This window comes from Arenimonas sp. MALMAid1274, from assembly GCF_049195245.1.
GTDB lineage: Bacteria > Pseudomonadota > Gammaproteobacteria > Xanthomonadales > Xanthomonadaceae > Arenimonas.
In genome coordinates this window covers 156,226-169,551 of record NZ_JBMIRR010000020.1, presented here as the reverse complement: position 1 = coordinate 169,551, position 13,326 = coordinate 156,226, and the positions used below count along the sequence as shown (strand labels likewise).

Below are 13,326 nucleotides of genomic sequence, written 5' to 3'. Positions count from 1 at the left end.
CACTGTCAAAGATCTCCAATCCCGCCGGCGCCTTTCGCTACCGGGGTGGCGGGCATTTCGCCCAACCGAGCCGCACATTATAGGGCAATTTCCAAGGACGTCAACACCCCAAAACCGTCCTTTTCTTCCCTCCCCCCACCCGCGCGACCGGCTCGGTGAAGGGCCGCGAAGAATAGCGGCAAGTGGACGACTTGTGAAGGGAAATCTTCCGAAGGCCTGTCCTCGCCGCCTTTCCGTTCAGCCCGAAGCCGAAATGCGCCCGGTCCGGCGCTCTATCCAGCCCAACAGGAACAGCACAGCCAGCGTCAGGGCGGTGGCGCCCACCGCCAGCACATGGCTGTGCACGCCGGCAGCGATGCCGATCACGGCCACCATCAACAGCGACGCCGCAGTGGTGATGCCGGTGATGCCGCCCTCGCCCCGGTTGCGGAAGATGGTGCCCGCGCCCAGGAAGCCCACGGCCGCCACCATGGCCTCGATCAGGCGGATCGGATCGATGCGCACCAGCTCGCGGTACGCCTCGGCGGAATAGCGGTGCGCCAGCAGGTCCACCAGGCCCACCAGCAGCGCGGCGGCGCCCGCGACCAGCATGTGCGTGCGGAAACCCGCGGGCCGGTTCTTCAGCTCGCGCTCGTAGCCGATCGCGCCGCCCAGCAGCATGGCGTACGCGGTGGTGCCCAGCACCTGCAGCTGCACCTGCCAGTTTCCCAACAGCTCATCCATTCCGGGCTCCCGCTCCGGCGCTCAGCCCGGGATGAGCCTGACCCGCGCGAAGTTGCGCTTGCCAACCTGCAACACGCCTTCGAAACCCGCCATGAATGGGCGCTGCGGATCTTCGAAAACGTCCGCGTCCACCTTCACCGCCCGCTCCTTGAGCTTGCGCGATGCCTCCGAGTTGCTGGCGGCCAGCCCGGCCGCGACCAGCAGCGCGGCAATCCGCAGGCCCTCGGCAGGCACTGCGATATCGGCCTGCGGCAGCAGCGAGGTATCGCCCTCGCCGCGCACCACGGCATGCCAGCCGGCGATCGCGGTCTCCGCCGCCTCGGCGCCGTGGAAACGCGCCGCCAGCTCGCGCGCCAGCCGCAGCTTGGCATCGCGCGGATTGAGCTGGCCGGCGGCCACGTCCTGCTTCATGCGCGCCAGCTCGGCCAGCGACACCTCGAAGCTGAGCAGCTCGAACCAGCGCCACATCAGCTCGTCACCGATTCGCAGGGTCTTGGTGACGATGTCGATCGCCGGCTCGTTGATGCCGATGTAGTTGCCCAGCGACTTGGACATCTTGTTGACGCCGTCCAGACCTTCCAGCAGCGGCATCGTCAGCACGATCTGCGGCGGCTGCCCGTAGTGCTCCTGCAGGCCACGGCCCATCAGCAGGTTGAACTTCTGGTCGGTGCCGCCCAGTTCGACGTCGGCGCGCAGCGCGACCGAGTCGTAGCCCTGCACCAGCGGATACAGGAACTCGTGGATCGCGATCGGCAGCTGCCCGGCATAGCGCTTGGCGAAGTCGTCGCGCTCGAGCATGCGCGCCACGGTGTGCTGCGCCGCCAGCTTGATCATGTCGGCCGCGGTCATCTGGCCGAACCATTCGGAATTGAAGCGCACTTCGGTGCGCGCCTTGTCCAGCACCTTGAACACCTGGTCGGCGTAGGTCTGGGCGTTGGCCAGCACGTCCTCGCGCGTGAGCGGCTTGCGCGTCACGTTCTTGCCGGTCGGGTCGCCGATCATCCCGGTGAAGTCGCCGATCAGGAAGATCACCTGGTGCCCCAGGTCCTGGAACTGCCGCATCTTGTTGAGCAGCACCGTGTGGCCGATGTGCAGGTCGGGCGCGGTCGGGTCGAATCCGGCCTTGATGCGCAGCGGCCGGCCCAACTTCAGGCGGGTCGCCAGTTCGTCGGGCTTGAGGATCTCCTCGGCGCCGCGGTGGATGAGTTCAAGGGCTTGGTCGAGTTCTGACATGAATGGCTTTGGCTGTTCGTTCATTGCGGCGGCCCGAAAAGCGGCCTGCCGTTAATTGGAGGTTAATAGAAAGTTAAAGTGCGAAGAACAAAAAAGCCAGATGCGACAAGGGTTTGACGCAACTATTTCGCTCTGGTTATCGTACCGCGTCCATCGGTCCGAGCGGAGCAATCCCATTGCAGCAGTCTGATTCTTCCGCCCCCGGCCGCTGGTCGCGCGAACATTGGCTCCAGGCCGGGCTGTACGCCTCCCTCGGCGCGCTCGTGCTCACCATCATCCCCGGCTTCGCCAGCGCGATGCGCGACGGCACCGCCGCCGCCAGCCGCACCACCCTCAGCCTGCCCCTGCCGCCGCTGGCCGGCAAGGCCACCGGCGCCGCCGCCGGCAGCGCCTGGCAGGTGGTGCAGGTCCAGAGTGGTCAGACGCTGGGCACCCTGTTCGAACAGATGGGCGTTCCCGCGTCCGTGATGCACCAGGTGCTGGAGCTGCCCAGCGCACGCGCGCCGCTCACCCGCCTGCGGGCCGGTGCCGAACTTGCCTTCGACATGTCGGCCAATGGCGAACTGCGCGGCCTGCGCTTCGAGCGCGATGAATCCAGCCGGGTCGAGATCAGCCTGGCCGGCGGCAAGCTCAAGGAAAAGGTGATCGAGCGCCCGCTCGAGCGCCGCGTGATGGTCGCCAGCGAGGAAATCACCAGTTCCCTGTACGCGGCCGGGGCCAAGGCCGGCATCAGCAACGCCGTCATCAACACGATGGCCAATGCCTTTTCCTACGACATCGACTTCAGCCAGGACCTGCGCGACGGCGACCGCTTCCAGGTGGTCTACGAAGAGATCTGGCGCGACGGCGAGCGCCTGCGCGGCGGCGACGTGATCGCGGCCAGCTTCATCAACCGCGGCAAGGAATACACGGCCGTGCGCTACGAGCGCAACGGCAAGACCGAATACTTCGACCTCACCGGCCGGCCGCTGAAGAAGAGCTTCATGCGCATGCCGATCGAGTTCGCCCGCATCAGCTCGCGCTTCAACCCCAAGCGCCGCCATCCGGTGCTGGGCACCGTGCGCGCCCACAAGGGCGTGGACTACGCCGCCGGCACCGGCACGCCGATCATGGCCGCGGGCGAGGCGCGCGTCAGCTTCGTCGGCTGGCAGAACGGCTACGGCCGCACCGTCGTGCTCGACCACGGCCGCGGCTACAGCACGCTGTACGGCCACATGTCGCGCTTCGGCAAATACAAGACCGGCCAGCGCGTGTCGCAGGGTTCGGTCATCGGTTATGTCGGCATGACCGGCCTGGCCAGCGGCCCGCACCTGCACTACGAATTCCGCGTCAACGGCGTGCACCGCGATCCGCTCACCGTGACCATGCCCAAGCCCGAGCCGCTGACCGGCGGCGAATTGGCCCGCTTCCGCGCCGCCACGGCGCCGGCGATGGCCCAGCTCAAGCGCGCGGAGGGCGTGCGCCTCGCCGCACGCTGAGCGCATGGCGGCCGCCCCGCATGACCCGCCCGCCGGCGATGCCGGCGGGCTTTTTCTTGGCCTGATCTCCGGCACCAGCGTGGACGGCATCGACGCCGCCCTGGTGGCGTTCGACCCGGCGCCGCGGCTGCTGTTCGGCCGCACCTATCCGATGCCGGCCGACCTGGCCGCCGACGTGCTGTCACTGTCGCAGGTGCAGGCGCGAATCACGCTGGACGAGGCCGGACGGCTCGATACGCGACTTGGCCAGGCCTTCGCCGCGGTTGCGCTACGTGCGATAGCGGACAGCGGCCTGGACCGCTCGCGCGTGCGCGCGATCGGCTCGCACGGCCAGACCCTGCGCCATGATCCGCGCGGCGCGGCGCCCTTCACCCAGCAGTACGGCGACGCCAGCGTGATCGCCGAGGCGACGGGCCTCACGACGGTGGCCGACTTCCGTCGCCGCGACGTGGCCGCCGGCGGCCAGGGCGCGCCCCTGATGCCGGCCTTCCACGCCGCCGTGATGCGCTCGGCCGACGAAGATCGCGCCATCCTCAACCTCGGCGGCATCGCCAACCTGACCCTGCTGCCGCGTGACGGCGAGGTCCGCGGTTTCGACACGGGCCCGGCCAACGGCCTGATGGACGCCTGGTGCCAGCGCCACCGCGGCCAATCCTACGACCGCGACGCGGCGTTCGCCCGCGAGGGCCGCATCGATCCTGGGCTGCTGGCGCGGCTGCTGGATGACGACTATTTCGTGCTGCCGCCACCCAAGAGCACCGGCCGCGACCAGTTCCAGCTGGCCTGGGTCGAGGCGCGCCTGCCGGGCACGCCGGCCTCGCCCGCCGACGTCCAGGCGACGCTTTGCGAGCTCAGCGCCGTGACGATTGCACGTGCGCTCGACCAGACCCTGCCCGGCGCACGCCGACTGCTGGCCTGCGGCGGCGGCGTCCACAACCCGCTGCTGATGCAGCGCCTGGCCGAGCACCTGCCGGGCGTGCAGGTGGGCAGCACGGCCAGCCTGGGCCTGGACCCTGATTTCATCGAAGCGGCGGGATTTGCCTGGCTGGCGCGGGAGACCCTGGCCGGCCGGCCGGGCAACCTGCCCAGCGTCACCGGGGCGCGCGGCCCGAGGGTGCTGGGCGCCATCCACCCCGCCTGATCACTCCGGCAGGTCGGTCCGGCGCCGGCCGCCGGTGCGCCTTTCCTCGCCCACATAGGCGGGTGCGTCGTCGGGCAGGCTGCTCATCGCCGCCATGGCCTCCTGGAAGGCACGCGCTTCGTCTTCGTTCCAGGCCCCGTTGAGGCGCGCGATGTCGCCCGGCACCGGCGGCGGCTCGGGTTCGGCCAGGCCCAGGGCCTGCTTGACCAGCAGCAGGATCACATCGTTGAGCGGCCAGCCCTTCTGGCGTGCCATCTCCTTGATGCGCTCGGCGACGCGCTCGTCAATGTCGCGCAGCAGGAAGTCGGCCATTGCCTCAATCCTCGGGGGGCTTCCAGCATACGGCCACGCGCGGCGACTGCAAGCCTTGCGCGCACGGCCAGCCAGCTAGCGTTCGGGTGCGGCCGGCGGCGGCGGCGTGTAGCCGGCATCGCCCAGCGACTGCTCGATCAGGCCTGCGCGCAGCATGAACAGGTACAGCAGCACGCCCGGCAGCGCCACCACCGTGGTGAGCAGGTAGAACTGCACGTAGCCCAGCGATTCGATCAGGCCGCCCGCGGTGGTGCCGGTAACCAGCCGGCCGACGATGCTGGCGGCCGCCGATAGAAGCGCGAACTGCGTGGCGGTGTAGGCCAGGTTGCACAGCGCCGACAGGTACGCCACCACCACCACGCCGCCGATGCCGCTGGCGATGTTCTCGAAGCCGATGGTGAAACCCAGCAGCGCATTGGAATGCCCCACCGAGGCCAGCCACGCGAAGCTGAGGTTGGACCCCGCCATCAGCACCAGGGCGATCAGCACCGAGCGCTTCATGCCCAGGCCCGCATACAGCACGCCACCGATGAAGATGCCGATCAGGTAGGCGAAGAACCCCAGTCCCACGTCCCAGGTGGCGATTTCCTCGTTGCTGAAGCCCAGGTCGTTCACCAGCAGGCGCAGCGTGAGGTTGGCCAGCGTGTCGCCGACCTTGTGCAGCAGCACGAACAGCAGCACCAGCAGCGCGCCGCGGCGCAGGAAGAATTCGCGCAGCGGACCCACCGCCGCCGAGATCGCCTGCGACCAGCCGCGACGGGCGTGCACCACGACGTGCCGCGCCGGCTCGCCCAGCACCAGTCCGGTCAGCATCGCCGGCAGCGCGAACACCGCGCACAGCAGGTAAGCAACCCGCCAGTCCACGAGGGTGGCGACCAGCAGCGCCAACGAGCCGGCGGCCACCGAACCGATGCGCCACCCGTACTGGGACATTCCCGATCCCACGCCCAACTGCTCGGGACGCAGGATTTCAATGCGGTAGGCATCGATCACGATGTCGTAGGTGGCGCCGGCGGCGCCCACCGCCACCGCCGCCAGGGCCACGTGTGCCAGGTCGGCGCTGGGATCAAGCATGCCCAGCCAGCCCACGGCCAGCATCACCAGGCAGCCGGCCAGCAGCAGCCAGGACACGCGCTGGCCCAGCCGCCCGATCAGCGGCAACCGCAGCCCGTCCACCAGCGGCGCCCACAGGAACTTGAAGTTGTAGACCAGGAAGGCCAGCGAAAACGCGGTGACGCTCTTCTTGTCGATGCCGTCCTGGGCCAGGCGCGTGGTAAGCGTGGCGCCGATCATCGCGTAGGGAAATCCCGAGGAGATGCCCAGCATCAGAGAGGCCAGCGGCTCGCGCTCGACATAAGGCCGCAGTCCGGCCGGCAGCGACGCGCGCCAGCCGGTGGTCGCGCTCATGCGTACACCACGGCGTAGGGCGCGTGGTCGGAAAAACGCGGCTCGGGATGGATAGAGCAGGACCGCAGGCGGTCACGCAGGCCGGGCGACACCACCTGGTAGTCGATGCGCCAGCCCACGTTCTTGGCGCGGGCGCCGCCGCGCTGGCTCCACCACGTGTAGTCCTCCCCTTCCGGGTGCAGGTGGCGGTAGCTGTCCACCCAGCCCTGCTGCACGAACAGCTGGTCCAGCCAGGCGCGCTCTTCGGGCAGGCAGCCGGAGTTCTTCTGGTTCGAGGTCCAGTTGCGGATGTCCTTGCGGGTATGGACGATGTTCCAGTCGCCGCAGACCACGTAGTCGCGCCCGCTCGTCAGCCATTCCTGCAGGATCGGCGTGAACCACTCGATGCAGCGGAACTTGAACTGCTGCCGCTCGTCGCCCGACGAGCCGGACGGAAAATACAGCGACACCACGCTGAGATTGCCGAACCGGGCCTCCAGGTAGCGCCCCTCCTCGTCGAACGCATCCCAGCCCAGTGCCGTGCGCACCTCGTCGGGCTCGCGCCGGGTGTAGATGCCGACGCCGCTGTAGCCCTTCTTCGTGGTCGCATCGCGGAAATACGCGGTGTAGCCGGGCGGCAGCATCTGGGGAACGCGCAGCTGGTGTTCCTGGGCCTTGATTTCCTGGATGCAGACCAGGTCCGCGTCCTGGGCCGGCAGCCAGTCGAAGAAGCCCTTGCTGGCCGCCGAACGCAGCCCGTTGGCGTTGAAGCTGATGATCTTCAAGGGAAGCCGATGCGTGGTGATGACAGGCGAAGCGTAGCCGAATCCGGCTCGCCCGCGCGGCGCCGCTGTTGCACAATCGGGTTTTTCCCGCCGGACCCGCCCGTGAAACCCCACCAGAGCCGCTTCCTTGACCTCGCGCTGGAGCGCCGGGTACTGCGCTTCGGCGAGTTCAGCCTCAAGTCCGGCCGCACCAGCCCCTACTTCTTCAACGCCGGGCTGTTCGATTCCGGCGCCGCGCTGGCGGCGCTGGGCGAGTGCTACGCCGATGCCCTGGAGCAGGCGGCCCTGCCCTTCGACATGCTGTTCGGGCCGGCCTACAAGGGCATCCCGCTGGCGACCAGCCTGGCGGTGGCGCTGGCCCGGCGTGGCCGCGACCTGCCAGTGGCCTTCAACCGCAAGGAAGCCAAGGCCCACGGCGAAGGCGGCCTGCTGATGGGTGCGCCGGTGCGCGGCCGGGTGCTGATCGTGGACGACGTGATCACCGCCGGCACCGCCATCCGCGAGTCCATCCAGACCATCCGCGGCGCAGGCGGCGAGCCCTGTGGCGTGCTGATCGCCCTTGACCGACAGGAGCGCGGCCAGGCCGGCCAGCGCTCGGCGGCGCAGGAAGTCACCGCCGAATTCGGGCTGCCGGTGATCGCCATCGCCGGCCTGGACGACCTGCTGGCCCACGCCGACGAACGGCCCGAGGTGGCCGCGCACAAGGCCGCCCTGGTGGCGTATCGTGCCCGCTATGGCAGCCAGGCCGAATGACCGGAGGCATCCGATGACGCGTACCTTCCTCAGCGTGGCCGTGCTGTCGGCCCTGCTCGCGGCCGGCATTGCCGGCGCCCAGGAAAAGCCCAAGAAGCTCTATCGCTGGGTGGACAAGGACGGCAAGGTGCAGTTCAGCGATGCCTTGCCGCCCGAGGCCGTCGACCAGGCCCGTACCGAGATCAATCCGGAAAGCGGCATGGCCACCGCCACCATCGAGCGTGCGCTGACGCCGGAAGAGCGCAAAGCGCGCGAACTCGCACAGGCCCATCAGGAGCAGGCCGACAAACAGGCCGAGAAGGTGCGCCAGACCGAGGAGGCGATGATTGCCTCTTTCCAGACCGAAGACGAACTCAAGCGCGCCTTCCAAGTCCGCACGAGCATGCTGCAGCAGACGCTCGATGCCATCGAGGCCGGCATCGGCGGCCAGCGAGCCAGCTTGGCCAGCCTGCTGGCAGACGCTTCCGAGGCCGAACTGTCCGGCACCGCGGTCAATCCCAAGCAGGCCGCCACCATCCGCGAACTGCATCTGGAAATGAACAAGCAGACCCAGATGCTCGTCCTCAAGCAGGGCGAACTGGTGGCCTTGGACAAGGAGCTGCTGCGCCTGGTCGAACGCTTCCGTGAGATCAAGGCGCCGCGTGACGGCGCGGCACCCGCGGCGCCGTCAGCCCCGGCCGAGGCCGGGGCCCCGCCGACCGGCTAGAACGGGAGTTCCAGCCCCGGGTCCACCGCCAGCAGCTGCTCGCGGAAGGCCTGCTTGATCCGCTCCAGAGACTCGCTGTCCTTGGCGTCGAAGCGCAGCACCAGCACCGGCGTGGTGTTGGAAGCCCGCACGAGGCCCCAGCCGTCGGGCCAGTCCGCACGCAGTCCGTCGATCGTGGCGATGCGCGCGCCGTCGAACTTGGCCTGGGCCACGAACTTCTCGATGAAGGCGTACTGCTCGCCTTCCTCGACGTGGATCTTCAGCTCGGGCGTGGACACGCCCTTGGGCAGGGTGTCGAACACTTCCTGCGGCGTCTCCGACCGCGTGGACAGGATCTCGAGCAGGCGCGCGGCAGCGTACAGGCCGTCGTCGAAGCCATACCAGCGCTCGCGGAAGAAGAAGTGGCCGCTCATCTCGCCGGCCAGCTCGGCCTCGGTCTCGCGCATCTTGGACTTGATCAGCGAATGGCCGGTCTTCCACATCAGCGGGCTGCCGCCGTGGCGCAGGATGTGCATGGCCAGGTGGCCGGTGCACTTGACGTCGTAGATGATGCAGGCGCCCGGGTTGCGCTCCAGCACGTCGGCCGCGAACAGCATCAGCAGGCGGTCGGGATAGATCATCTCGCCCGAGCGGGTGACCACGCCCAGGCGGTCGCCGTCGCCGTCGAAGGCCAGGCCGATGTCGGCGTCCACGCGCTGCACCACGTTCACCAGGTCCTGCAGGTTGGCGGGGTCGCTGGGGTCGGGATGGTGGTGCGGGAAGGTGCCGTCCACCTCGCAGAACAGCGGCTCCACGTCGGCACCGATGGCCTCCAGCAGGCGCGGGGCGATGCCGCCCGCGACGCCACTGCCGCAGTCCACCACCACGCGCAGCTTGCGCTCGATCTGGATGTCGCCGGAAATGCGCTGCACGTAGTCGTCGCTGATGTCGCGCTGGCTGGACGCGCCGGGCGCATCGGCCAGGTGCAGGCGGTTTTCGGCGATGCGCTCGAACAGGTCCTGGATCGCGTTGCCCGACAGCGTCTCGCCCTCGATCACGATCTTGAAGCCGTTGTAGTCGGGCGGATTGTGGCTGCCCGTGACCGAGACGCAAGAGCCGGCGCGCAGGTGGTAGGCGCCGAAGTACACCACCGGCGTCGGCACCATGCCGATGTCGATCACTTCCCGGCCGGCCTTGCGGAGACCGTCGATGAGGGCGGCAGCCATCTCCGGCGAAGACAGCCGGCCGTCGCGGCCCACCACGATGCTGCGGGCATCCTGGTTGTGCATGACGGTGCCGATGGCTTGGCCGATCAGGCGCGCGGTGTCGGCATCCAGGGTTTTTCCGACCACGCCACGGATGTCGTAGGCACGGAAGATGCTGCGGTCGAGGCTGGCGCGCTGCGGCATCGCCGTCGCCGGGCGTGCCGCAGCAGTGGCCACCACCGCGACCGGGGCCGCCGCTTCGGCCTGGCTCTGGATCTCGGCAAACGTGGGCTCCTGCTCGGGTATCGCGGCTCCTTCGGCAGGCCGGCGCTCGATGCGCAGCCCCTTCAGGCGTGGCATCAGGAACAGCGCCAGCGCCACCAGCAAGGCCAGCGCCGCAAGCAGCCCGTTGGTGAACGAGCCCAGGCCCGCATCCGCTACCGGCGCCGCGGCAACCACCCGCAGGCCGGTGCCGTTGATCTTGATCGCACCCACCTCGGCCGAGCCGGCCAGCGCCTCGTCACCGGTCTGCAGCACGTTGTACCGCCCCTGGCGGAGCGCCAGGTAGCCGCCCGGCAGCGACGCGGCGGCCAGAGGTGCGGTCACCGCTTCCACCGGCAGGCGCACGTAGACCACGGTCACAACGCGGCCTTCGTCGAGCACCGGAGCCGCCAGCGCAAATTTCGCGGCACCGCCATCGCGCACCACCGCGACCTGGGTTCCGTTCTGCTGCAGCGCCAGTTCCAGCACGCCCAGCTTGCCGTAGCCGAAGGCGGCAGCGTCCTCGTAGGCTGCGTCCAGGTCGGGCTCGTGCAGCTCCACCAGCTCCAGGTTGGTCCAGCCTTCGGACACCACGTCGCGCGCAGTGTCGATTTCATTGCGCTTGAGCGCGGTGGCCAGTGCGATCCGGGCGCGGGTGCTTTCCAGCCGCTTGATGGCGGCCTGGACGTCTTCCTCGATCTTGGCCGCCACTTCCGCGCGCACGCGGTCGGCATCGCCCACCAGCGCCTCAGCGGAGCGGGCCTGCCATGCCTGCCAGCCGAACCACACCGCGGCCAACAGGACCAGCGCCGCGCCCAGTACGTAGGGACTGACGGACTTCAGCGAATTGACTGGTGACGATTTCATGCTTCCCCCTGGTGACGGGCCCGGACGCGTCCGGCCCGCTCAACGCACGCCGGTGTGGCCAAAGCCACCTTCCCCGCGCGCGCTGCGTTCAAATTCATCGACCTGCCGGAACGCCACCCGTGCCACGGGCAGGAATACCAGCTGGGCGACGCGATCCCCCGGCGTGATGGTGATGGGAAACCGCCCGCGATTCCATAGGCTCACCATCAGAGGCCCCTGGTAGTCGGCGTCGATCAGCCCCACCAGGTTGCCCATCACCAGACCCTGCTTGTGTCCCAGGCCCGAGCGGGGAAGGATCACCGCGCACAGGCCGGGGTCGCCGATATGCATGGCCAGGCCCGTGGGCACCAGCTGCGCGTCGCCTGGCGCCAGCTCCAGCGGCTGGTCCAGCATCGCGCGCAGGTCCATGCCCGCCGAGTGGGCGGTGGCATAGTCGGGCAGCGGGAACTCGGCGCCCAGGCGCGGATCCAGCCGCCTGAACTCGATGACCCGGCTCATTTGCCGCCCTCCAGCCGGTCGGCGACCAGGGCCATCAGGTCGCGGGCCACCCGGGGCTTGGATCCATGCGGGATGTCGCGGCGGCCGTCGTGCCAGAACACCGACAATGCGTTGTCGTCGCATTCGAAGCCCTGTCCCGCGCGGGCCACGTCGTTGGCGGCGATCATGTCCAGTCCCTTGCGCTGCAATTTGTCGCGCGCGTAGGCCTCCATGTCCTGGGTCTCGGCGGCGAAGCCCACCACCAGGGCCGGCCGCTGCGGGTGTGCGGCCACCTCGGCCAGGATGTCGGCGGTGCGCACCAGCTCCAGCGCCATCGTTTCGCCCGACTTCTTGATCTTCTGCGGCATCGTCCGGGCCGGCGCGTAGTCGGCTACCGCGGCCGCGCCCAGGTACACGTCATGACCGGCCAGCTCGCCCAGCACGGCGTCGCGCATCTGCGCGGCGCGCCGCACGTCGATGCGGCGCACGCCGGCCGGCGTGGCCAGCGACACCGGGCCGGCCACCAGGGTCACCTCCGCCCCGAGGGCCCGCGCGGCGGCAGCGACCGCGAAACCCATCTTTCCCGAGCTGCGGTTGCCAATGAAACGGACCGGATCGATGTCCTCGAACGTGGGCCCGGCACTGACCAGCACCCGCTTGCCGGCGAGCCTGCCCGGACGCGCGGACGCGACCAGCGCGGCCACGATCTGGTCGGGCTCGACCAGGCGGCCGGCGCCCACCTCACCACAGGCCTGGTCGCCCTCGGCCGGACCGATCAGCTCGACCCCACGCGCCACCAGGGTGGCGACATTGGCCTGGGTGGCGGGGTGCGCCCACATCACGCGGTTCATCGCCGGGGCCAGGGTCAGCGGCGCCTCGGAAGCCAGGCACAGGGTGCTCAGCAGATCATTGGCGCGGCCCTGCGCGAGCCGCGCGATCACATTGGCGGTGGCCGGCACCACCAGGATGCGGGTGGCCCAGCGGGCCAGCTCGATGTGGCCCATCGCGGCCTCGGCGGCCTCGTCCCACAGCGAGCTGCGGACGGGCTGCCGGGACAGCGCCTGGAAAGTGGTAGGGCCGACGAAATGCAGGGCCGAGGCGGTCATCACCACCCGTACCTGCGCGCCTTCATCCTGCAGCCGGCGCAGCACCTCGGCGGCCTTGTAAGCCGCGATGCCACCGCTGACGCCCAGCAGGATGCGTTGACCTTCCAGTCCGGCCACCTGAGTTTTCCCTACTCGTGTGAACGGCACTAGCTTACCCGATGGGGACAGACGCTCCGATGCCACGACCGCGGTGCGTCGCCGATCCTCTCCCCATGCGCATCCACGACTGGCCCCCGGGCGAACGCCCCCGCGAAAAACTGCTGGCCCGCGGCCCGGCGCACCTGTCGGACGCGGAACTGCTGGCCATCTTCCTGGGTTCGGGCACGCGCGGCCTGAGCGCCGTGGACCTCGGCCGCCGGCTGCTGGACCACGCCGGCAACCTGCGCGCACTGCTCGACCTGGGTCCGTCCGCGCTGGCGCGGCTGGAAGGCCTGGGACCCGCCCGTGCCTGCATCCTGGCCGGGGCCCTCGAGCTGGGCACCCGCCACCTGGCCCAGGGCCTGGCCCGCGGCGAGGCGCTCACCGAACCCGGTCGCGCCGGCGAGTACCTGTCGCGACGGCTCCGGGCGCTTCCGTACGAAGTGTTCGCCTGCCTGTTCCTGGACACCCGGCACCGGGTGATCGCCTTCGAGGAGCTGTTCCGCGGCACGCTGGACGGGGCCGAGGTGCACCCGCGCGAAGTCGTGCAGCGCTGCCTGGCCCACCACGCCGCGGCCGTCATCCTGGGGCACAACCACCCCAGCGGCAGTCCCGAACCCAGCGCGGCCGACCGCGCGGTCACGGCCCGCCTCAAGCAGGCCCTGGCCCTGGTCGAGGTCCGGCTGCTGGACCACTTCATCATCGGCGACGGCGCGCCCTGCTCGATGGCCCGGCTGGGGGCGGTCTGAGCGGTGGCCTGGCTGCCCCGGGCCCGC

General features: G+C 69.6%; 12 protein-coding genes and 1 pseudogene. 5 read left to right on the top strand and 8 right to left on the bottom strand.

The annotated features are described in order from the left end of the window. Positions 1 to 237: 237 nt before the first annotated feature. Positions 238 to 723 carry an MgtC/SapB family protein gene (locus tag ACOQFR_RS01505; protein ID WP_421377804.1) on the bottom strand — a complete coding sequence of 162 codons (486 nt, stop codon included), beginning with the start codon at positions 721 to 723 and terminating at the stop codon, positions 238 to 240. A 21-nt stretch (positions 724 to 744) separates the two neighbouring features. After that, positions 745 to 1,956 (bottom strand): tyrosine--tRNA ligase, encoded by a 1,212-nt coding sequence (gene tyrS / locus ACOQFR_RS01500; protein WP_421377803.1) that lies wholly within the window; start codon positions 1,954 to 1,956, stop codon positions 745 to 747. Positions 1,957 to 2,162: 206 nt separating this feature from the next. Here tyrS and ACOQFR_RS01495 point away from each other — a divergent pair. Together ACOQFR_RS01495 and ACOQFR_RS01490 are read left to right on the top strand one after the other, a co-directional pair. Next, positions 2,163 to 3,434, top strand: a pseudogene (locus ACOQFR_RS01495) (OapA family protein); the annotation flags it as partial. Positions 3,435 to 3,438: 4 nt separating this feature from the next. After that, positions 3,439 to 4,575, top strand: a complete 1,137-nt coding sequence (locus tag ACOQFR_RS01490) for an anhydro-N-acetylmuramic acid kinase (RefSeq protein WP_421377802.1) — start codon at positions 3,439 to 3,441, stop codon at positions 4,573 to 4,575. Here the strand turns inward: ACOQFR_RS01490 and ACOQFR_RS01485 are convergent, their stop codons facing one another. The 3 genes from ACOQFR_RS01485 to ACOQFR_RS01475 form a co-directional block, all read right to left on the bottom strand. Beyond that, on the bottom strand, positions 4,576 to 4,887 hold the full coding sequence (locus ACOQFR_RS01485) for a hypothetical protein (RefSeq protein WP_421377801.1): 312 nt from the start codon (positions 4,885 to 4,887) through the stop codon (positions 4,576 to 4,578). A 75-nt stretch (positions 4,888 to 4,962) separates the two neighbouring features. Next, on the bottom strand, positions 4,963 to 6,294 hold the full coding sequence (locus ACOQFR_RS01480) for an AmpG family muropeptide MFS transporter (RefSeq protein ID WP_421377800.1): 1,332 nt from the start codon (positions 6,292 to 6,294) through the stop codon (positions 4,963 to 4,965). Then, the gene (locus ACOQFR_RS01475) at positions 6,291 to 7,058 is read right to left on the bottom strand and encodes an exodeoxyribonuclease III (RefSeq protein WP_421377798.1); all 768 of its coding nucleotides are present in this window, start codon (positions 7,056 to 7,058) and stop codon (positions 6,291 to 6,293) included. Before ACOQFR_RS01475 ends, ACOQFR_RS01480 begins: the two co-directional genes overlap by 4 nt. A 102-nt stretch (positions 7,059 to 7,160) precedes the next feature. Between ACOQFR_RS01475 and pyrE the strand changes: the two genes are divergently transcribed. Next, positions 7,161 to 7,811 (top strand): orotate phosphoribosyltransferase, encoded by a 651-nt coding sequence (pyrE, locus tag ACOQFR_RS01470; protein ID WP_421377797.1) that lies wholly within the window; start codon positions 7,161 to 7,163, stop codon positions 7,809 to 7,811. Between the two features lie 13 nt (positions 7,812 to 7,824). After that, on the top strand, positions 7,825 to 8,517 hold the full coding sequence (locus tag ACOQFR_RS01465) for a DUF4124 domain-containing protein (RefSeq protein ID WP_421377796.1): 693 nt from the start codon (positions 7,825 to 7,827) through the stop codon (positions 8,515 to 8,517). On the opposite strand, the gene ACOQFR_RS01460 is transcribed toward ACOQFR_RS01465, so the two are convergent. Genes ACOQFR_RS01460 through coaBC form a run of 3 tightly spaced genes read right to left on the bottom strand, consistent with a single transcriptional unit; the run spans position 8,514 to position 12,559 of the window. Next, positions 8,514 to 10,829: a phosphomannomutase/phosphoglucomutase gene (locus ACOQFR_RS01460; protein ID WP_421377794.1), complete on the bottom strand. Its 2,316-nt coding sequence runs from the start codon at positions 10,827 to 10,829 to the stop codon at positions 8,514 to 8,516. The two genes, ACOQFR_RS01465 and ACOQFR_RS01460, sit on opposite strands and share 4 nt — an antisense overlap. Positions 10,830 to 10,868: 39 nt before the next feature. Further along, a complete protein-coding gene (gene dut, locus ACOQFR_RS01455; protein WP_421377793.1) occupies positions 10,869 to 11,327 on the bottom strand; it encodes a dUTP diphosphatase in 459 nt (152 codons plus the stop codon). Further along, positions 11,324 to 12,559, bottom strand: coding sequence for a bifunctional phosphopantothenoylcysteine decarboxylase/phosphopantothenate--cysteine ligase CoaBC (coaBC, locus tag ACOQFR_RS01450; protein ID WP_421377792.1), 1,236 nt, complete (start codon positions 12,557 to 12,559; stop codon positions 11,324 to 11,326). The genes dut and coaBC overlap by 4 nt, the downstream gene beginning before the upstream one ends. Before the next feature lie 65 nt (positions 12,560 to 12,624). Between coaBC and radC the strand changes: the two genes are divergently transcribed. Continuing rightward, positions 12,625 to 13,299 (top strand): RadC family protein, encoded by a 675-nt coding sequence (gene radC, locus ACOQFR_RS01445; protein WP_421377791.1) that lies wholly within the window; start codon positions 12,625 to 12,627, stop codon positions 13,297 to 13,299. Positions 13,300 to 13,326 lie beyond the last annotated feature (27 nt).